This window comes from Desulfatibacillum alkenivorans DSM 16219, from assembly GCF_900142135.1.
GTDB lineage: Bacteria > Desulfobacterota > Desulfobacteria > Desulfobacterales > Desulfatibacillaceae > Desulfatibacillum > Desulfatibacillum alkenivorans.
The window spans coordinates 40756-59860 of the sequence record NZ_FQZU01000014.1 but is presented as its reverse complement, the minus strand read 5'-3'; the positions used below and the strand labels follow the sequence as shown (position 1 = coordinate 59860).

Here is a 19105-nt window from a genome sequence, read left to right as displayed (position 1 = left end):
CGTCACTCCAAAATCACCTTGCATCCCTTGGCCAACAGCTTTTCCAACTTGTCGCGCAGGGCCTTGATAACGGAATCCAGGTCTTGTTCGCTTTCGATTTTTCCCGTGAAATGTTGGGATATGCGGAACCGCTCCACTTTTTCCTCGGGTTCCACCGTTTTTTGCAGTTGCCGCACCACTTGTCGGGTGAGGCCCTCCACCGCAACAAGGTCGCTTTCCATTTCCGTCACGGTGGCATGGGTGGCGCGGCAAACCGTGTCCCCTTTGCGCAGGTCCAGCTTTTTGCCAATGCGCGAGAGCAAGGGGCGAAGAAGAGCATCACGTTCTTCCTCGGGGACGTCAGTGTCCTGACTCACGGCAACCCATTCGGGCAGCCCTTTCACGTGATCCACCGCCGCCTCATAGGCTTTGTTCCGTTTCTCGAAGGTAGCGCGATACAGACGGGTGTACTCATTAGTGAGCTGGTCGGCTGCCTGGCGAATACGTTCCAGGTGGTCCAGCACGTTTTCCGAGTCAAAGGATTGCTCCAGTTCCACGGCTGCTTCGTTCAAATCATCCGAGGTGGTGCGGTCCTTCAAGACAGGCCATTGCTCGTTCAATATGCGGCGGGCATCGGCCAGAACCTGGAGGTTGGCTTCGGAGGCCAAATTCTCCAGCCTGACCGCCATCTTCCTTCCTTCCAGATAGGATTTACCTTCGCCGGCAAGGGTTTTCACGCAGTCATCGGGCGCCATGTCGAGAATGCCCTCCACCCATTGAAGGTGATCGGCAACCGCCTCCGAACCGGGAACCTTGAGCGCCTTGAGTCGGGCCGCCACGGGCAACAACTTGTCCCGGTCGGCCGCCGCCACCTCCTGAAAGGCGTTGGCGATGTCGCCCTCCTCGATGTTGACGTCCTTGCCCGTTATTTCCTCATAGGCTTGCGCCGCTCTTGCCAGAATCTTGAGGTCCAGGGTTTCCCTTGGAGCAAAGGACGCGGCGCGAAACTTGGGGTTGTTCATGAAAGGTTCCCGGCACGCGGGATCGCTGTAGTTTCTGTATTTTCGGCCCTGGTGCGTGACCTCCACGGCCCCGCCCCTGAAGAGAATGGCCAGGCCAAGGCGCAAGGCTTCCCTTTCCCATCCGTAACCAATCCCGGAAAAATAGGATTCAAGGATTTTGCCGGTGACCTTGTTTCCGTAGGAATGCTCCTTCTTGATGTAGTCGAACAGTTCTCGGCAAAGGTCGGCGCCGAGGTTGGGCAGATATTTTCCGCTCTGCTTGACGACGAGGCTTTGCTCCGGTTTGTCGTGGTAAAAAACCTGAGGCAGACCGTTTAGATTGGAGGCGACGATCAGTTTCTCGGCCTCGTCCCCCTTGAGGGGAAGCACGCCGATTTCCAACTTGGGGTAGAGGACCGGGACCACGATGTCGAAGAGTTTGTGGAAAACGTCCACGAACCCGGAACCCAAGGCCGTGGCGTCATGCTGCACCCCCTGGAAAAACCCGGTTCCCGACTGGACCGCCTCCAACATTTTGGCCCGGAGCTTCTTGAGGTAAGAGTCCTTGCGATTCTTCTCATCGGAGAGGCAGGAGGATTCCTCGCCACTCAGCCTCTGCTGTGAGGCCAGTCGCTCGTATTCCGACACCATTTCCCTTGAGCGGAACAACTCCACCACCAGGTCATGGATTTCATCGGTCAATGTCACGATCCAAAAAACATCGTTTGGACGGGCATTGCTTTCGTCCCGAGCCTCGGCCAGCCGATCCGGTTTTATTTGCACGGAATCGGCAAGCAAAAGATTGAGGGGTATTTCACCGGCGGGTTCCACCGTTTCGCCCTCAACGTTCAGGGTGTTCCGGAATGTGCGCAGCTTTTGATATTGATATTTCCTGAGTTGAGGGTCTGAAAAAATCTGGCGCAGGACCTCCCTCTTGATGCGGTTGCGATCCGCCTCGCGCGGGTCCAGCCCGTTGCGCTTCGTTTCCCAGTGCTTCTCCTCGACGGTGAGCAGTTTGTACCCTTCCTCGGAATTCCGGATCACCTGCGCTTTCTCAAGCGCTTCGATGGCCTGCTCCACTTCGCCGAGTATGGGACCCGAGGTCACGGACGGATACAACACCACGGCCAGGTTATGCGGCGTGCGGGGAAGATTCTTGACCGGCTCCAGAAGCGCGATGGCCTTGGCCACCTTGTGGGCCATGGGGTTGTCGGGCAGGTCCTTGGCCACCTTGTCGATTTCCCGGCTCACCTCACTGGGCAACAGGTTGCCCAGGTAGAGGAGTTCGTACACCTTGTCCAGCGTGACCAGGTCGCCAATGGGTGCGTCGGCAAGGCGGGTCCGAGGATTGATCATCAATTCCTGGGCCTGTTTGATGATGGTTCGGTTGCTGCCGCCCACATGGCGATGCGCTCCGCGACGAAGCCTGAGGCCGGCCACGATGTCCACGCACAGGTCGATTTCATAGGGAAGATACGGGTACAGGCGGACGAAACTCTCGCGGGTGACGGAAATGTCGCGGCTGGTTCGCTCCAGCCGGCCGAGTTCCTTGATGCGGCCTTCGTTTTCCACATACAAATCGCCGAGGGCCTTTTCGGCGTCAGGTTTTTTTTCAAGAACCCTTCGCGCCGTAATCTCCGCGATGTCGGATTGCTTGAGGTCCACGGTCAGGCGAAAACGATCCTGGAGTCTCGCCAATTCAATTTTTTTGGAATCCAGTGCGTGCACCACCTCGTCCAATTTTTCCTGCGACGTGACCGCAAGCCAACAAGGGGACACCGCTTTCTTGTGTTCCACCCGGTTTTTGCTCTCCACTCCCAGGGCTTGAACGATGGCCTGCAAATCGAGCATTTTATCCACGCTACGGGAAACATACTGACCCACCTCGTCGATAATGAAAATCAAGGCATGGCCTGGTTTTCGACGATCTGTCAGCTCATAAGCCCTTCGGGCCAATTTGTTCGGGTCGATGTCGGCGCGGCCGGAGCCCACGGAATTGACATACGAATCAGGAGTGGAATACGTCCCGGGATAGAGGGAGTGCAGCACCTCGCCGGCTTCATTCAGGGCAAGGCCGAGCAGACGGCGTTTTTCCCATGGCTGACCATGCACCTCTTCGAATCGAGTGAGAAACGCATCGAGTTTCCCGTCCCCTTCCAGGGTGATTTCCAGTTCCGCCAGGTCAAAATCTTCTGAGTAACCCAGTTCACGAAGCAGGGCCTTATAGATGATTTCCGTCAATCGTTCGTTGGCCAGGCGCACCCCTCGATCCATGGAAACATCGAAGATGACGGCATGGAAGGGTATGCGTGCGTTGATCAGATCAACCAAGTCCGCGATTTTCGGGTTGTTCACCTTGATCTTGAAAATGTCCGAGGCAGTTTTGGAACCCACCTTCCGGGCTGCCATGGTGTAGCCGAGTATCTTGGCAAACAGGGATTTACCCGAACCGAAGAAGCCAGAAATCCAGATGCCGATTCCTTCACGGGGGTTGGACGGCCCGGACGCGATCTCTTCGAATATCCTGGCGTATTGTTCCTGGAGGAAATCGGTGGGAACATACTCTTCAAGTTCCGTGAGCACGGCCTTTTCGTCGGCTTGCTCCACCTTGATGACTTCTTCGATGGTGCGATCAATGGGTTTGGCGAAAATGTCGCGGATATTTTTCATGCCTCGGCTCCATAGACTTTCACGCGATAGTTGTAAGCTCCGGCTCCACCGGAACCCGGCAAGTTATAAAAACAAAGATCAGTTTGGCCTTTGGCGCTCCCGGGATAAAAGAAGATGGTGGGCGCCATGGTCCGTTGGTGCAGTTCATCAAGCAAAACAGAAGGTCGATAAATCACCGGTGCGAATCCTCCGGCTCGCACAAGAAACACAAGGTCCTTGTCCGGGTTGAGTCCTTCCATGCATTTGAGAACTTCATCCGCTATGGGACGGAAATGCGGACTGGAAAGAAGACTGTTCACATGATCCTGCGCGGCCTTGAAACCGCGTGTCTTTTCAACCTTGACCAGATAATCGAGACCCTGTTCTTCAGCGATCACCTTCCAGACCAATTCGGATAATGAAATGAAGTGGACATTCCGGCCATGATTCTGGTCCAGGCCAAAGGCAAAAAGCCTGAGCTTCTGTCTCAATTCGAATTCGTCTTCGGGACCGTACCGAAATATGGCGAACGGAAGGTCGTGGTAAGCACTGATCCTCATGGGATCGGAGACAAGGTCTTCTTCAAGATTTTTCAGACACCTATCCAAAGAGGACATCAGCATACTCTCCCGGATCATCCTTTGGAAAATCCACCCTGTAAATGCGGCCTGCCGAATTAAAATCCAGCAGTCTTTGCTGGTGCGCCTCCAGCATCAGGCGCTCGACGATTTGGGGGCTCATGAGAAACAACCGCCAGTCCGTATGGTTCACCAGGCTTGCTCCACTAAAACCCAATCTGGCAAGCCAAAATGCGATGTAGCAAAAGGAATCCAACGGCAAATGCACCGGGGCGACTCGTTTTTTGGAACCGCCTTCCAGAATCCCGAAATCACGAAGCGCAGCCAATATGCCGCGCCCGACTTTCAAGGTGACGGTGGGGCTCCATTCCTGCCCTGCATCGCCGATGTGCCGGCTAATCCAGGCCGTGGTTTCATCAATTCGAACCGAACCATCCCCTGACCGCGCGACATGGATCAATTCCTCGGTGACAAACTCATATAGAAGGTTGTCGCTACGCGCAGTGATCCAATAGTAGACGGGGATCAGGACTTCGGGCTCAGCGCCACGTTCCTCCAGGAGTCGGACGATTCTCCAGGCATTGGGTGGGTCGCCATGAATAAACCTGGGTGTGAAAGCTCTGACAAGCGTGTCTCTCGAACGGGCGAGGGTTTTCTTGCCCAGCAACCGATGAGCCTCGGCCCCGGCGTCCGCGCCTTCCACCTCCTCCCATGAGCGAACCAGCATGCGCATGTCATCAAGGAGTGCGCCGCCTTTTAGGATTCTTGTGTTATATTTTTGATTTGTATTGGCCACTAAAAATTGCTCCGTAATATGAAATGATTCGCCCACATGAAGGGTGAGCGATCACCGAGTCGCATCCCGCAATCACACCATAATGGGCTCAAGGCCGCTTGGCATCCTTGGGCTTTTCAGCCGCCCCGCCGGAGGTCACCCACTCGTCCACCTCTTCCTTGCGGAATTTCCACAACCGGCCGACCTTGTGGGCAGGCATCCTCTTGTTGTTCAGCCACTTGTACACCGTATCCCGTTTGATCCCGAGATATGTGGCGATTTCGTCAACTGAAAGCCAGCGATCTTCCATATCATGCTCGTATCGCCCTTGACTACAAAACCCCATTGGTCATACAGCACCCGGCCTTGCTTTCTGAGCGGTCTGAAATATTAGGGAAATCCCAAGAAGTCAGAATCTTGTAGCTCAAATTCAACTATTCGTCAATTCAATTCACTTTGCCCTATTAGGATCAAACAGGATGGAATGGTTTTGATTATCAATCACGAACAACCACTGCGCAATGCAACCAGTTCTTGGCATCCCTTGTGAGAGATTGTTCCTATGCTGTTTTTTTCAGGCGGGCGAGAGATTGGAAGGTTTCCCAAAGAAAAATGGTGAAACTTTTCATATAATTTCAATGACTTAATCCAATATTGCCGCCTCCAAAACAGGATATGTGAAAAAATAATCTGTAATTACGAACGGTTATATAAAATCTCAACACTTGACATTTCGCCCCGGGTTGTGATATAATATGTTGAAATAGTTGAAGAATCTGCAAGGGAAGGTCGGGAATCCGGCTTTCCCTTGTGTCGTTTTTAGGCCAGTCAAATCCGGGAGAATGAACATGCTGTTTGATCAATTGGGCATACACGGTTGGGATGAAATCGAGCCGGTGGTGTTGGCGGCCTTGGCCTCGGACCTTTCGGTGCTGTTCGTCGGAGACATCGGGGGAAATAAAACCGAGGGTGCGGAGCGCATCGCACGGGCCTTGCTCGGCCGGGACATTGAGTTCCGGGCATACGAGGTTCCGACCCTCAATTTCGATGACCTGGTTGGCTTCGTGAATCCGAAAACCCTGGCAAAGGGAAGTCTTCAATTTGTGCCCACCCCCTTGTCAATATGGCCCGCCGATGCGGTGTTGCTGGACGAAATCAATCGGGCCAATCCCTTTATCCAGTCAAAACTTCACGAACTGGTCCGGAAACGGACCCTCCTTGGCATGCCCACCAATTTGAAGATGGTCTTCAGCGCCGTGAACCCGCCAGAGACGTACAACACCGGCTACATGGATCTTGCGCTCGCATCGAGGTTCGTGTGCGTGCCGGTGCCGAACGTCTCGGCCATGGATGAAATTCAGATCGAACACATTCTATCCGGCAATGGCATCGGTCGTGGTGGACATGATCTGCGTGGCATGCTGGCCCGAGCATCGGCCTTTGAACCGAGTGGCATCGAGGGAATGCGCATCAGTTCCTTGTGCAAGAAGATTATGAGGGACCTGGGCAATTCGGGCATCGTCTTCAACGCGAGACAACTCAAGATGATGCAGAAACTCATCACGTCCGGGCTGGCCCTCCAATGGGCGTCTGGTCTGGATATCTTCACTGCACCGGACGCCATCGCCTCATACATCGGCGCGGTCATCCCTGAAATCAACGGCATTGTTCGAACAAGGGTAGACGCCTCGGTGGTCCGTGGCACCATCCGCACCATCGTGACCGGCTTCCAACTCGCCGACCCCATGACCATGGCCCGCAATCTCGGGGAACTCCTGGAAATCGAACCCGCAGACGTTCTTGCCTGGGCCGGGGCGGTGGACCGGTCCATCAAATCCGAACGGCAACCGCAATTGCTTCGCGATGTGCTGAGGCGCTTACCCATTCTCCAAAGAAAGGGGGTGATCGAGCATGACCTGTCGCGGACCCTGATGGAAAAGGCGGCAACACGTTTTGCCACGTTGACCCTGATTGAAGAAGCAACCCCTGTCCTGGAAATCCCGGGACGCATTCACAACATCATTCAGAGTTTGAAAGGAGAAGTGTCATGACTGAAAGGATTTTTCAGAGTGAGGCCCTGACCAACGGCTGGGCGAACATCACAAACGACGGAGTGAAGACCTGGTGGTTCGACACCGACAAAAAGTATCCGAGCATCTATGCGCTGGATAAAGGAACCGTGCCCGCCTACTGGGACGACGAGAAATACACCGAGGAAATCATCAAGGAATGCACCCACGACGACGTCTGCTGCCTCATCCTTTCGTCCGGCAAGACCAAGGTGCTGGTGGTAGTGCATGCCGACTTGCCCAACGTGATGATGCACGGCCGGGTCACCAAGGAAATCCCGTGGTCCGAATATGCTAAAGAAGGCTTCATGGCGGTGAAAAAACACATCACCCCATACCAATTGGACGCGGCGGTGATCAATCCCACGGTGCAAACCCTGGAAAAACTCGGGGTGCTGAAATCCATCATCCAGAAATTCGTCAAGGACGCCAAACTGATCGAAGGAGGAGCCGATGAATCCCCTGCTGATGAAAATGGAACGGATCAAGACGGCGCTGAGGAGTAAGGACCGTGATGCGGCGGCCGATCTCCTGGTGCGCATGTTGGCAAGCGACGAGTTGTTCGCCTATTGGTCCATGGCCAGCCAAGGGTCCGAACGCATCCCGAACATCCTGCGGTACGTGAGCCAGATCGTCTTTGACCCGGACATCCCAACCGCATCCGTCAACCTCCTGGAAGGAACCGTTCATTTGTCCCCGGACTTCTTCCTGGAACACATGACCGGCCCGGAGGATGTTTTGTTCATTCTGCTGCACGAACGGAATCACCTGATCCTGCACAAACTTTGGCCTGATTTGGTGGGGCATGAATATCCACCGGCGTTACGGAATTGGGCCGAGGACGTTTACATCAATGCCATGGCCAGACGCCAGGTCCTGTCCACTCTGCCGGAACGATTCTATTCGGACGGGGACTCCATGCAAATGGTCCTCACCGGCAGGCACCGCGCCGTGGACTGGGAGGAGATTGAATACAAAGTCGAGGGCCGAAACCTTCTCAAAGACGCCCACGCCGCAATGTATGCGCAAGCGGCCGAACTGATGGCCGCGATCCAGGAGCAACCCGTTCAGTGCGATGAATACAACGGGTTCCACCAGTGGATGCACTTGGTTCTCGAATGGTGGAAGGCCAAGCAGAGGGAGAATCGCCAACAGTTAGAGGACATGACCAAGGTGTTGGCCAACATCCCGCCGTTGGTCGCCAACCACGAACATGGGCCGGTCCAGACGGAGACCTCGGCCAACAACAACCCGGATCGGCAAGGCGTTGAGGTGCATACGATCCCGGACATTTCACCAAACGATCCGGTTGTCAAAATGATCCTGGCAACGTGCGAGATACCCGAAATCCGGACCAGGTTCGAAATGTTCAACGATGCAAAGGTCCGCATGGTGGAAACCATGATCGGTGGGGTCGTCAGCCAAAGGACCGTGGTGTGCGAGCATGAGGGGTATTCGGTCACGGTGCCGCATACGGTCACCCGCCGGGATGCCTTCCACATGACCACGGGCGCGGCTCCTGTTTTGTGGCAGCATTTCTACGGAATGGAGAAACCGGCGGTGGACCTGTACGTGGACGTGTCCGGGTCCATGTCCAAGTATTACATGTTCATTCCGTACATTTATCAATCCATCCTTCACGTGGTGGGCCGCATTTTCCAATTTTCCACCAAGGTCGTGGAGGTTGACCACGGTGAGCGATTCCTGTTCACCACGGGCGGGACCAGTTTCAATGTGGTGGCCGAGCACATGACCCAGGAGAATGTTCGATGGGCAATCCTGGTTAGCGACGGGTTGTCCGCGTTGAACTCGAATCTGGAAAGGTCCTTGGCCCGGCAGCTTGAGCACCTCGTCTATCTCAAGGTCCAGCACAATACGCATCGGAATTGGGAGAGATTGGCCAAGGACGTGGTGCTTCTGGAGGGCGGCTCATGATGAATCCGGATTACGCAACCGCCCTGAACGAGGCCATGGATTTGGTTCGGCATCATGTGGATGACGCGGCATTCAAGGACATGACCCGGGTGCCCAAGGTGAAGAAGGTGCGGTCCATGCCGGGATTGTTCCAGCTGGTGGTGGGCATCCTCGCCGAGGCCAAGGCGGTGCGGGAAAATGTGTCCGACATCGAAATTCTGACCAAACCCTTGTTCGATTTCAACCCCAAAAAGGTGGCGGCCTTCCATGAAAAACCCGGCCGGTTGGAAAGGCGTCTTTCGAAGATGGCGCCCGACTGGCCGACGGAAGACATGGAACCTTTCGTCCACGGCGTGGTGGAGGGGGCCCGGACTTTGATGGCCTGCAACACGGCATCGGGATTCCATCGGTTCGTGGAGGAGTTCTACGCCCGCAAGGACTGCATGATTGCCTCGTCCCTGCCCCTGGTCCTGGAGAAGGAAATACCGGGGATCGGATTCGCGGGTGCGTGTCGGTTCCTGAACCTGGCTGGTCACCCCGTGTTCTTCCTTGTGGAGCCCAAGGTGCGAGCGGTCCTGTTCGACACAGGACTCACCGAAACCAGGGGGCTGTACGATTCCTTCTTCGCCGTTTTGGAAATGGCGGACCAAGGGAGCATCCACCCCCATTCAACACACACAATCCTGTCCGCCCTGGTGGCCAACAATCTCCAAACCTTCTACCTGGAAAAGCTGGCGGCCAATACCTGACCAAAAAACGACATTGTGTCGTTTTTCCGACGATCCCAATCAAATCCGGCATGCCGCTTTTGAAGCAAGCGGCGAGTTCGCCACATGCCGGTGGAGTGTTTCCGGGGATCGTCGCAACAACAGAAAGGAGTGAAAGCCAATGGTGAAAGGGTTCTTCTGCGAAAAGACCGATGAACAAATCCCGTTTGCGGAATGCCTCGAATGCGCCCGGTCCCGATTGAATCGCAAATTGGATTGCCTGTTCGACGAGGCTGTCATCGCCGGGATGATCGACAACATCAAAAACAAGGTCGGCATCTCGGTGACCATGATCTCCGGTTGCCACCGGGCCGCGTTCATTCAACAGCATTACGACACCTATGTTTATCCGAGTGGCATGTATTGGGCGTTCCGGGGACAGATCGCCCACAAGGTCATGGAGGAAGCCGCCCTGCATGAAGACGCGGTCATCGAGACCAGGTTTGAAAAGGAGTGGGATGGCATCCTGGTTGAGGGCACGCCGGACCTCATCGTTCCGATCCAAAAAGTCTTGAAGGATTACAAGACCACGGTCTCCATCCCCTCCTACCTGAACAAAGACCGCCGCATCCTGGCCTACGACAACCACCGGGTGCAGGTGAACCTCTATGCGTGGCTGGTCCCGCATGACATCGAGGAATTGGAGGTCGTGTACATGTCCATGGAGGAGACGCGCATTTGCCCCGTGGAGGTCTGGGCTGAATCTTCAACCAAGAAGACGTACATGACGGTGGATCGTTACATGGAGGAAAACCTGGTCCCTCTGTTCGAGGCCCTGGAATCCGAAACCATGCCGCCCTACGCCCGCACCTGGGCCTGTGACGAATACTGCGGTGTCTCGGACATCTGCTACCGGGAACTCAAGAAAGAACTCATGGCCGCCCGCCGTGTGGTTCCCCTGAAAAAGAAAGGGAAGAAAAATGGCGATACCGCTAAAGCAACCGGTTGATGGACAAACGGTTCAACACGAATGGACCGCCGAGGAGATTGTTCGACAGGCCCGCAACATTCTGGACCTCAAGGACCGGGTCATGCGGGAGGGGATCCACTTCGGCGTGATACCCGGTTGCAGGAAACCCTCCCTCTGGAAACCGGGTGCGGAGAAATTGTGTCAGGCATTTCGATTGGAGCCGCAATTCGAGATCGTGGCCCGTGACGATCCTGGCCGGATGGTGGAGTGGACCAAGAAGGATTACCAATCCCGCCGTGAGGTCACGGGCACCACGAGGGGATTCATCGAATACCGGGCATCCTGCTCCCTCGTTCACATTCCCACCGGCGAGGCATGGGTCCGGAATGTGGGCGGGGTGTGCAACAATTTCGAGACCAAATACCGGACCATGAACCCCTACGACCTGGCCAACACCCTCGAAAAAATGGCCGAAAAACGCGCCTTCGTGGCGGCGGTTCTCCTTGGCACCGGGGCGTCGGACATCTTCACCCAGGACGTGGAGGACCTGGCCTATCTCGACGACGGGAACGCGAGCGGGAATGGTTCGGCCTATGAACCGGCGCAGAAACCAGCGCCACAGCAGGCGGCCCGCAACCCGGCCCCTGCTGCCCAAAACGGTGCTGAGTATGCACACCGTGATGAATCCGTGCGGTGCGCCACCGAGAAACAAATCAACTATATCCGAAGTCAACTGGGACGCAAAGGCATACCCGCAAAGGATTTTTTTGAAGACTGGGAGGAGGAGTTCGACAGCCTGGACACCATCCCCTTCAATCTCGTAAACGACGTTTTGGCCTGGATCAGGGAGCAATAGCGGCGCATGGTATCGGATAAAAAGCTCATCATTCTTTTTAACGAGGCGAAGGACTTTTTGGAAACCGTTGCGGGCCGGGATGTCGAGGAACTGCTGGCCTTCACCCGGTACTCCAAGGTGACCGACATGCAGGAGGTGTATTGGCGGTTCGCGCGGTCCCTGTGCAACAAGCGGGGCATGCCCGCCACCATCGGCGACGTGGACGACCTCGAACCGTTTCTGTTTGGGTTTGATCCTGTGCGCTCCGCCGGCAATTACGGGGGTGACTGGCGTCGGCTCTTTACCGCCATCCGGGAAGGGTACACCCCGCCGGGGCCGATGGATGCCAGCAGGGAAGGCTCTTATTGGGTGCAATACGTGAAGGGGCTCTTATCCGGGGCGGTGTTTCTGTCCAGATTCGAAACATTTAAGAAGTTCGAAAAATTCGTCGCCGGATTTGCACACCACCCCATCGCGCTGGCCGGGCTCCCTCTGACCTTGGACCGTCAGGTGTTCGCCATGGGCTTTCCCCTGGCCACCGACTGGCTGAGGGAGTGCGGCTACACCAACTATGCCAAGCCTGATGTCCATGTGATGACCATCTTCGTTGAATGCGGGATCGTCAGGGAGTGGGACACCTTTCAATCCTTCAAAATCCTGGCGCGCATGGGCCGGTTGGTGGGTGAACCGCCTGCTGTGGTGGACAAGGTGCTGTGGTATATCGGGTCCGGCCGGTTCCTGCCCGGTGATGAGCCCGTCACCCGGTACAGAGAAGCGTTCATCGAATACGTGAAGCCCATTTTGGAAAAGGATTAAAAAATGTGCGGGTTCTGCATGGAAAGACTATCCCTCATCGTGGCCGAGGTGGAGGCCAACGGTGGTTGCTACATTTTACCTGACGATGTGAGCCTTTTCGAGGTCGCCATGATCATTCAGGAGGCAAGGGAACCACACGTTGTCCTGGAAGTCGTCGAACCCCAGGCCCCGGACATGCTCGAAGACCCGGAACTGCTGGCCACTGTGCAATGCCGGGTCATGATGGAACATGCCTGTGGGAAGCCCTCTGCTTGGGTCGGCCATGCCCTGGTGAAGAAGGTCATGGCGAAAAAGCCCAGCGTACCGGAGGCCATGACCTTTGTGCTTGATGCAGTCAGAATAAAGGACGCCGACTTTCTGCGAGAGGTCGTCACCAACCCCGTGACCATGCCAGATTTTCTTGGGTGGGACCTGTGGACGCAAAGAATTGCGGCCCGGCACTTGGTCCGGGAGGAGGGAATGAAAGCCTTCGTTCCCTATGACCCGCGAGTCCGCCCGGCTCTCATGTTCTATGTCGGGCTGGGTCTTGGGCAGAAGGCACGAAACCACCTGGCCTTGTCCATGATGGAGTCCATCGGATTGCCGAGTGTGGATGACGGGGAGATTGGGGAATATGCAGGACTGCTCATCGGAAATTTAGGAGAATGACGAATGCGTGACCATTGGGAGGGTTTCGAGAAAGAAGAAAGGTTCCACCTGATCCTGCGCCGGGCGCTCGATGACTGCCCGACGATCAAGGCTCGGACCATCAAGCGCATTATCCACCAGGTTGCACCGGATTTCATGGAGGGACTTTTTTCTCCCCAGCCATGCGTTCGGAGATTGCGATACGTGGGATGCGGGGACGTTTGTTGCGAGTTCCCCACGGGCGAGGCAACGCATGGAAACGGCCTGGTCCTGGGGCAGATGTACGAATCGGAACTGTTCAACGGGGCCACCTATAAATTACGGGACCGGGATGGGTGGATAGGGGCCGTGCATTTTGAATGGATTCGGGGTGAGGATTAAGGCCATCCTGTTTTTAAGATTTCTCCAGATTTCTTAACGATTCCACTCTCATCAACCATGTTTTCATAACAATCCGGTATGCAATCCTAAAAATACGCATCCGTTTTCATCCGGTGTTTTCAACCATCCGGGCACAAGAGGAGTGTTTCCTATGAAACGATACCAGATCAGCCGCGATAAATTCATGTCCAGCGAGGAGGTTCGCCAGTTGCTCAAGGTATGTGAGGACCAGACCATCATTGACCAAGTCAAGGGACGGAAGACCTGGGTAACCCGGTACATGCTGGTCCACCTGGCCCTGCATTCCGGCCTGAGGGTGAGCGAGCTTGCCGCCCTGACCATCAGCGATCTGCACCTGGCTGGCCGGGAGACATACCTTGTGGTGCGGAGCGGCAAGGGTGGGAAGCGCCGCGACGTGTACCTGGATCGAGAGATCGTCCGACACCTCAAGGAATACATCGCGCACAAGGCCAGGGCTTGGCAGGAACCCGTTGATGTAGAAGCACCCCTCTTCATGGGCAGGTCTGGTCATTTCACCGAGACAGCCCTGCACCTATCCTTTCGCAAAGCCGTGGAGACCGCAGGGTTGTCGAGGCGTTATTCGATCCATGCGGCCCGGCACACATACGCCACCATCCTTTTGGCCAAGACGAACAATCTCCGGTTCGTTCAAAAGCAACTTGGCCATGCGTCCCTTAACATGACCGCCCTGTATGCCGACGTGTTGCCTGAACAGAATCAGGACCTGGCCAACGCCATGATCGAATGATTGACGGAGATACTGGATATTGAGGAGCCGGTCCCGCGAAGCGGGACCGGCTTCGTGCTTTGTGGAAACCATCATCAACAAGGAGGCGCATCATGTGGAACACCCCGAGCAAAAAGAGATTGGATCGGATACCCCGCCTGTACGACACCGAGAGCATCCCCGTGGAGGACAAACTCATCCATCTGCATTTTTTCATGTGCGGCTGCCATTGGTACATCGCCGAATACGACGGTGACGACCTGTTCTTCGGGTACGCGGTCTTGAACGGGGATTACTATAACGCGGAGTGGGGCTATGTTTCCTTTTCCGAACTCAAGGCAGTCAAGGTAGGCTGGCTTGAAGTGGACTGCGAGACGGAAGACGCCTGGCGGGTGAGGCCAGCGCGGGAAGTGGAGGGCATCAGTCAGTGAAGACGATTTTTGACGCCTGATTTGTCTTATCGCACGGAATATGGTAGACACGAATACTCAACGCTTTCATTGGTCTGTGGAGGAGACGCTGTTATCAAAAGTGGCATAAACTCAATGAATTGTGCCGTTTTGACGGGCCACAAGATGTGGGATTGAAGAATTTTTTTCGCGGGCCTTCAGGCGCACGGAGTCCTGTGGATGGACTTTGAGAGATATGATATGCTAATTAACATAACATGCCGAGCTAAAAGGGGGCGACCAAAGGAAATGGCATGAGTAACAAAAGGTTAAGTCATCTCTTGCAGAGTGTCTGCGGGTGTTTTATACGGACAGAAACGGACGGCCCGGCATCTTACGCAGGTCAATAACTATTGTTAGGACTTAGCAATGGAGATAAAAATGAATCATATCCTTTTAGAGAAGGCTTTTAAGTACGATATTCCGAAACAAAATGATAAACTTTTCACAGGTTACAAATACGATGGCGTTAAAGGCTACTGGATTAATATCGTAAACGGCAACCCATTAATGCATGAAGATGCAGGTTTCAAACCCAAAACCAAAAAAGAGGATATAGAGACAGGGGAAGACAGAAAAGGTGAATAAAGTAGAGTTCATTTTGTTGTCAGATTCTTATGATTTTACTACAGATTATATCGCTATTGAACTTGAAAAGAGAGGAAAAAACTATTTAAGAATTGATAGAGATCTTTTATCTTCTGACGATTTTTTTTGGGATTTCAATAATAAGAGAATAAAGATTCGTAAAGGAGGTAAATTATTCAATGTACAAACGGATCAGATTAATGGTGTTTATTATAGAGCGCCTACATATCTGCGTGAAACATTCAGCCGTTCAAATACCCCAGAAAAACAATTACAAAAATCTCAATGGATGGCATTGTTCCGGAATTTAATGTGTATAGAGGATGCCGTTTGGATAAACAATCCAACCTCGACCTTTCATGCTGAAAATAAACTGATACAATTAAAAATTGCCGATCAAATTGATTTCGACTTACCCGAAACATTTATTTTGAATAGCGCTTCGGAACTGCCGATAAATGACGAATACATAATAAAGTCACTGGACACAGCAATTTTTAGTTTTGGTGATCAAGAAGGCTTCGTTTACACAAACAAAACCTCGTATTCAGAACTATCGGTTTCAAATTTATCGCATGCCCCAGTTGTTATACAGAAAGATTTATCCCCTAAAATAGATTTGCGTGTAACGGTTGTCGGTCAGGATCTTTATGCCGTTAAAATATTGAAAGGCGATGATGGGGTTGATGGAGATTGGAGAAAATTAAAGGATGATGTCTCTTTTGTTCCGGTCAGACTCCCGGTAGATGTGAAAGAGAAATGTATCAAATTGGTTCGAAGCTTAAATCTTCTATATGGTGCTATCGACTTGGTTTTGTACAAAAAAAAATATTACTTTATTGAGGTTAATCCAACCGGGGAGTGGGCATGGCTCGTAGATTCTGCCAATCAACATATTTACAAATCTATATGCAATTATTTAGAAGGGTAAAAATGATAATGGCAAATATTTTTAATACAATATTTCCTTTCTTCGAAATGGCAAAAGCTAACAAAAAATTGCTATTAAGAGTCGAAAAAATCGAAAATGAAAATGATTTAGCAAATAGTATTCAATACATGAAGTGCTATGAAAAACTGTCTCTTGAAGAAATTAAAGAATTTTTTGAGAAAACTCTAAATATCAAAAAATCACTCGAAGAAAAACTAAAGGTTTCTTTGTTTTCAGTTACTGTTGGCATCACCCTTTTAACTTCCATGATTAGCTTTTTATATCAAGATGGATTTTATGGATTGAACAGCTATATCCGGGCAGGAACATTTTTTGTGGCAACCCTGTCGATTGTTTTCATGATTGTTGCAGCCTTTTACGCAATAAAAACCATAAGCGGGAAAATTACAGTTTACCAACTTTTTCCTGAAGACATAGTGGAAGCATCAACTGAAGATGAAAAAAAGAATTCGGTTGCTATCTGTGCAGAATTGAATTCAATCATGAACATTATCCGGCAAAATATGATGAGCGCCAGTTATCATTGTATCGTTAACTCACTTGTATTGGTCGCAGTTCTGTTTTTTTCGCTTGGGGTTAGTTCATTTTTTGTAAATCACAAAAATCCAGCTTTAGAAAAAATCGAGATTGAAGTAAATGATATAAAAAAAAGTTATTCATCGGTCCAATCCGATCTTAGCTCATTTAAAAGAAGCACCGCTGATTCGCAATCATCTATTTTTTCTTCTATTCAAAATATAAACGATACACTTATTGACACAATAAAAGGCAAAAAAGAACTCGAATCGAAAATTGTACTAACAAACAAAGAATTAAACGAATTGAAAGATGAACTAAAAGAAAATTCTAACAAGGCTAATGCAGCCGATGCAAAAAGCCACGCAGCTGATTAGCAGCGTTAGGTCACATCAAATCCGATCTCAAACCCTACATATTGTGGTTGGCGACAAAACCAAATATTATCGAATGCTGCCACCATTCGATACGCCTTCATTTCGTCGAGCATCAATGAGATTGCCCAGCTTTCCTTGAATCCACGCCGTCATTGACTCTCCTTAAAAAGCATGCCCACGATTTGACACTCTACTTGGTTGGGATTCTATTCCTCCTATCTATCTCGCTCTACTGTCAAAAAAACCACGCGACTATATTTGACAATTTATGCAGATAGGAATATTATTATCCATCTTATCTCGTCTTTTCGTCAATGAGGGTCGACCATGAAGTACCAAAATTTCTTTTCAAAACGCCCTGTTTTCACCCTTGAAGAACTGGACGCCGCACTCGAATCCAGAGGGTCGCCCAGTCCCGGAAAGCGGAAGGCCATGCTTGCCTATTACCGAAAGCAGGGCCGGCTGCTCATGGTGCGGCGGGGCCTGTATGCCGTGGTACCCGAGGGCATGGACCCGGACACCGCGCCGGTGGACCCTTTTCTTCTCGCCGGTAAGATGACATCAGACGCGGTTCTCGGCTATCACACCGCCCTCCAATTCCATGGCAAGGCGTACACCGTGAGGAATGATTTTCATTATCTGTCACGCACCAAATCTGTCCCGCTGCGGTTCCGATCCTACGATTTTCATTGCGTGACCATGCCCAAGGCCCTGGTGAAGAATGGCGCGGAGTATTTCGGGGTAGAAACGGCCGAGCGCAGGGGGGTTACCCTTCACGTCACGAATCTTGAACGGACCATGGTGGATGTCATGGATCGACCGGACCTTGCCGGTTCATGGGAGGAAATCTGGCGTTCCCTGGAATTGGTGGAGTATTTCAATCTTGACCAGGTTGTGGAGTACGCCCTTCTGCTGGAAAACGCCACCACCGCCGCGAAGGTGGGCTTCTATCTGGACCAGCACCGCGAAGTCTTGATGGTGGAGGACGAACACCTGGCGCCCTTGCGAAAACTGCGTCCCCGGCAACCCCATTACCTGGACCGATCCAAACGGACATCCGGCACCCTGGTCAAGGACTGGAACCTGATGGTGCCCGAAGACGTCCTCCACCGGACGTGGGAAGAAATGGCATGAGAGTATCACAAGAAAAATTGACGGCCGAGGCAGAGCGCACCGGCTTTCGGCCCGACCTGCTGGAAAAGGTGGCCATGCTTCTGCATCTGCTGGCCTCGTTCCAGAACCATCCGTTTCTGAAAGGCAAACTCGCCCTCAAAGGCGGCACGGCCCTGAACCTGTTCTTCCTCGATGTACCGCGATTGTCCGTGGACATCGACCTCAACTATGTGGCCCAACCTGGCCGCGAGGAAATGTTGAAGGACCGACCGAAGATGGAGCAGGCACTGACCGCCGTCTTTTCCAGAGAGGGCTTCACGGTCAAACGCATGCCCGAGGATCACGCGGGCGGCAAATGGGTGTTGGGATACCAAAGCGCCTTGGGTCAGCCCGGCAATCTGGAGGTGGACCTTAATTTCATGTTCCGCATCCCCCTGTGGCCGGTGTCCATCATGGATTCCCGGACAATCGGATCATGGACCGCCAACAATGTTCCGGTATTGAACGTGCATGAAATCGCGTCTGGGAAATTGGCTGCCCTGTTTTCAAGACATCAGGCCCGGGACCTGTTCGACTGCCATCAGATCATGTCCCTCGATCTGGACAGGGTAAAGGTCCGCGCCGCCTTTTTTGTCTACGGGGCCATGAACCGCAAGGACTGGAGGCAGATCAAACTGGACAACGTGGATTTCGATCCCAAGGAATTGTCCCGGCAGTTGACGCCCACCCTGCGGACCATCGCCGCTCAGGATGCGGAAACCGCCGAGGAATACGGCAGGAGATTGGTGGAAGAAACAAAGGGCGCTCTGGGCTTTCTGTTTCCGTTCACCGACGCCGAGATGGAGTTCCTGGGTCGGCTGCTGGACCACGGGGAAATCCACCCAGCTTTGTTGACAGACGACGCAGACCTGGTGGTGAGGCTGAGTGACCATCCATTACTGGAGTGGAAGGCGCTGAATGTTCGGAAGCATAAGGGCGGGGTGCCGGATTAGGCGTCCACCAAATTCTCGACAACCAATCCCGGCACCTTCTCGAAGATAATTTGGAATTGCAAATATCTA

20 protein-coding genes are annotated in these 19105 nt (G+C 52.9%); 16 read left to right on the top strand and 4 right to left on the bottom strand.

Annotated features, from left to right (window positions below; all coding sequences use genetic code 11):
• Positions 1–2: 2 nt before the first annotated feature.
• From brxC to mads1, 4 genes are all read right to left on the bottom strand, one after another.
• Positions 3–3650, bottom strand: coding sequence for a BREX system P-loop protein BrxC (gene brxC, locus BUE18_RS12840; protein WP_073476316.1), 3648 nt, complete (start codon positions 3648–3650; stop codon positions 3–5).
• Positions 3647–4246 carry a BREX protein BrxB domain-containing protein gene (locus BUE18_RS12835; protein ID WP_073476315.1) on the bottom strand — a complete coding sequence of 200 codons (600 nt, stop codon included), beginning with the start codon at positions 4244–4246 and terminating at the stop codon, positions 3647–3649. Before BUE18_RS12835 ends, brxC begins: the two co-directional genes overlap by 4 nt.
• Entirely contained in the window at positions 4230–5003 is a 774-nt protein-coding gene (locus BUE18_RS12830) for a BrxA family protein (RefSeq protein ID WP_211482807.1), read from the bottom strand. The genes BUE18_RS12835 and BUE18_RS12830 overlap by 17 nt, the downstream gene beginning before the upstream one ends.
• An 88-nt stretch (positions 5004–5091) precedes the next feature.
• Positions 5092–5292 carry a methylation-associated defense system helix-turn-helix domain-containing protein MAD1 gene (gene mads1, locus BUE18_RS12825; protein ID WP_073476313.1) on the bottom strand — a complete coding sequence of 67 codons (201 nt, stop codon included), beginning with the start codon at positions 5290–5292 and terminating at the stop codon, positions 5092–5094.
• A 538-nt stretch (positions 5293–5830) separates the two neighbouring features.
• Here mads1 and BUE18_RS12820 point away from each other — a divergent pair.
• From BUE18_RS12820 to BUE18_RS12745, 16 genes are all read left to right on the top strand, one after another.
• A complete protein-coding gene (locus BUE18_RS12820) occupies positions 5831–7033 on the top strand; it encodes an AAA family ATPase (RefSeq protein WP_073476311.1) in 1203 nt (400 codons plus the stop codon).
• Positions 7030–7557 carry a hypothetical protein gene (locus BUE18_RS12815; RefSeq protein WP_073476309.1) on the top strand — a complete coding sequence of 176 codons (528 nt, stop codon included), beginning with the start codon at positions 7030–7032 and terminating at the stop codon, positions 7555–7557. Before BUE18_RS12820 ends, BUE18_RS12815 begins: the two co-directional genes overlap by 4 nt.
• On the top strand, positions 7505–8986 hold the full coding sequence (locus tag BUE18_RS12810; RefSeq protein WP_073476307.1) for a hypothetical protein: 1482 nt from the start codon (positions 7505–7507) through the stop codon (positions 8984–8986). The genes BUE18_RS12815 and BUE18_RS12810 overlap by 53 nt, the downstream gene beginning before the upstream one ends.
• Complete coding sequence (locus BUE18_RS12805) at positions 8983–9714, top strand: hypothetical protein (protein ID WP_073476305.1); 732 nt, start codon at positions 8983–8985, stop codon at positions 9712–9714. The genes BUE18_RS12810 and BUE18_RS12805 overlap by 4 nt, the downstream gene beginning before the upstream one ends.
• A gap of 139 nt (positions 9715–9853) precedes the next feature.
• Positions 9854–10681, top strand: coding sequence for a PD-(D/E)XK nuclease family protein (locus BUE18_RS12800; RefSeq protein ID WP_073476304.1), 828 nt, complete (start codon positions 9854–9856; stop codon positions 10679–10681).
• Positions 10653–11498, top strand: a complete 846-nt coding sequence (locus BUE18_RS12795) for a hypothetical protein (RefSeq protein ID WP_073476303.1) — start codon at positions 10653–10655, stop codon at positions 11496–11498. Before BUE18_RS12800 ends, BUE18_RS12795 begins: the two co-directional genes overlap by 29 nt.
• A gap of 6 nt (positions 11499–11504) precedes the next feature.
• Positions 11505–12293, top strand: a complete 789-nt coding sequence (locus BUE18_RS12790) for a hypothetical protein (RefSeq protein ID WP_073476301.1) — start codon at positions 11505–11507, stop codon at positions 12291–12293.
• Between the two features lie 18 nt (positions 12294–12311).
• Positions 12312–12941 carry a hypothetical protein gene (locus BUE18_RS12785; protein ID WP_170868353.1) on the top strand — a complete coding sequence of 210 codons (630 nt, stop codon included), beginning with the start codon at positions 12312–12314 and terminating at the stop codon, positions 12939–12941.
• A 3-nt stretch (positions 12942–12944) separates the two neighbouring features.
• Positions 12945–13301 (top strand): hypothetical protein, encoded by a 357-nt coding sequence (locus tag BUE18_RS12780; protein WP_073476298.1) that lies wholly within the window; start codon positions 12945–12947, stop codon positions 13299–13301.
• A gap of 151 nt (positions 13302–13452) precedes the next feature.
• A complete protein-coding gene (locus BUE18_RS12775; RefSeq protein WP_073476296.1) occupies positions 13453–14070 on the top strand; it encodes a tyrosine-type recombinase/integrase in 618 nt (205 codons plus the stop codon).
• A gap of 92 nt (positions 14071–14162) precedes the next feature.
• On the top strand, positions 14163–14480 hold the full coding sequence (locus BUE18_RS12770) for a DUF2958 domain-containing protein (protein WP_073476294.1): 318 nt from the start codon (positions 14163–14165) through the stop codon (positions 14478–14480).
• Between the two features lie 387 nt (positions 14481–14867).
• Positions 14868–15086, top strand: coding sequence for a hypothetical protein (locus tag BUE18_RS12765; protein WP_139264727.1), 219 nt, complete (start codon positions 14868–14870; stop codon positions 15084–15086).
• A complete protein-coding gene (locus BUE18_RS12760) occupies positions 15079–16017 on the top strand; it encodes a hypothetical protein (protein ID WP_073476290.1) in 939 nt (312 codons plus the stop codon). Before BUE18_RS12765 ends, BUE18_RS12760 begins: the two co-directional genes overlap by 8 nt.
• Positions 15954–16931, top strand: a complete 978-nt coding sequence (locus BUE18_RS12755; RefSeq protein WP_170868352.1) for a hypothetical protein — start codon at positions 15954–15956, stop codon at positions 16929–16931. Before BUE18_RS12760 ends, BUE18_RS12755 begins: the two co-directional genes overlap by 64 nt.
• A 327-nt stretch (positions 16932–17258) precedes the next feature.
• Entirely contained in the window at positions 17259–18065 is an 807-nt protein-coding gene (locus BUE18_RS12750; protein ID WP_073476286.1) for a type IV toxin-antitoxin system AbiEi family antitoxin domain-containing protein, read from the top strand.
• Positions 18062–19036 (top strand): nucleotidyl transferase AbiEii/AbiGii toxin family protein, encoded by a 975-nt coding sequence (locus BUE18_RS12745; RefSeq protein WP_073476284.1) that lies wholly within the window; start codon positions 18062–18064, stop codon positions 19034–19036. Before BUE18_RS12750 ends, BUE18_RS12745 begins: the two co-directional genes overlap by 4 nt.
• Positions 19037–19105 lie beyond the last annotated feature (69 nt).

Excerpts from the sequence above, each read along its gene's own strand:
- brxC (WP_073476316.1), bottom strand. The coding sequence starts at position 3,650 with ATGAAAAATATCCGCGACATTTTCGCCAAACCCATTGATCGCACCATC.
- BUE18_RS12835 (WP_073476315.1), bottom strand. The coding sequence starts at position 4,246 with ATGTCCTCTTTGGATAGGTGTCTGAAAAATCTTGAAGAAGACCTTGTC.
- mads1 (WP_073476313.1), bottom strand. The coding sequence starts at position 5,292 with ATGGAAGATCGCTGGCTTTCAGTTGACGAAATCGCCACATATCTCGGG.
- BUE18_RS12820 (WP_073476311.1), top strand. The coding sequence starts at position 5,831 with ATGCTGTTTGATCAATTGGGCATACACGGTTGGGATGAAATCGAGCCG.
- BUE18_RS12815 (WP_073476309.1), top strand. The coding sequence starts at position 7,030 with ATGACTGAAAGGATTTTTCAGAGTGAGGCCCTGACCAACGGCTGGGCG.
- BUE18_RS12810 (WP_073476307.1), top strand. The coding sequence starts at position 7,505 with ATGAATCCCCTGCTGATGAAAATGGAACGGATCAAGACGGCGCTGAGG.
- BUE18_RS12805 (WP_073476305.1), top strand. The coding sequence starts at position 8,983 with ATGATGAATCCGGATTACGCAACCGCCCTGAACGAGGCCATGGATTTG.
- BUE18_RS12800 (WP_073476304.1), top strand. The coding sequence starts at position 9,854 with ATGGTGAAAGGGTTCTTCTGCGAAAAGACCGATGAACAAATCCCGTTT.
- BUE18_RS12795 (WP_073476303.1), top strand. The coding sequence starts at position 10,653 with ATGGCGATACCGCTAAAGCAACCGGTTGATGGACAAACGGTTCAACAC.
- BUE18_RS12790 (WP_073476301.1), top strand. The coding sequence starts at position 11,505 with ATGGTATCGGATAAAAAGCTCATCATTCTTTTTAACGAGGCGAAGGAC.
- BUE18_RS12785 (WP_170868353.1), top strand. The coding sequence starts at position 12,312 with ATGGAAAGACTATCCCTCATCGTGGCCGAGGTGGAGGCCAACGGTGGT.
- BUE18_RS12780 (WP_073476298.1), top strand. The coding sequence starts at position 12,945 with ATGCGTGACCATTGGGAGGGTTTCGAGAAAGAAGAAAGGTTCCACCTG.
- BUE18_RS12775 (WP_073476296.1), top strand. The coding sequence starts at position 13,453 with ATGAAACGATACCAGATCAGCCGCGATAAATTCATGTCCAGCGAGGAG.
- BUE18_RS12770 (WP_073476294.1), top strand. The coding sequence starts at position 14,163 with ATGTGGAACACCCCGAGCAAAAAGAGATTGGATCGGATACCCCGCCTG.
- BUE18_RS12765 (WP_139264727.1), top strand. The coding sequence starts at position 14,868 with ATGGAGATAAAAATGAATCATATCCTTTTAGAGAAGGCTTTTAAGTAC.
- BUE18_RS12755 (WP_170868352.1), top strand. The coding sequence starts at position 15,954 with ATGGCTCGTAGATTCTGCCAATCAACATATTTACAAATCTATATGCAA.
- BUE18_RS12750 (WP_073476286.1), top strand. The coding sequence starts at position 17,259 with ATGAAGTACCAAAATTTCTTTTCAAAACGCCCTGTTTTCACCCTTGAA.
- BUE18_RS12745 (WP_073476284.1), top strand. The coding sequence starts at position 18,062 with ATGAGAGTATCACAAGAAAAATTGACGGCCGAGGCAGAGCGCACCGGC.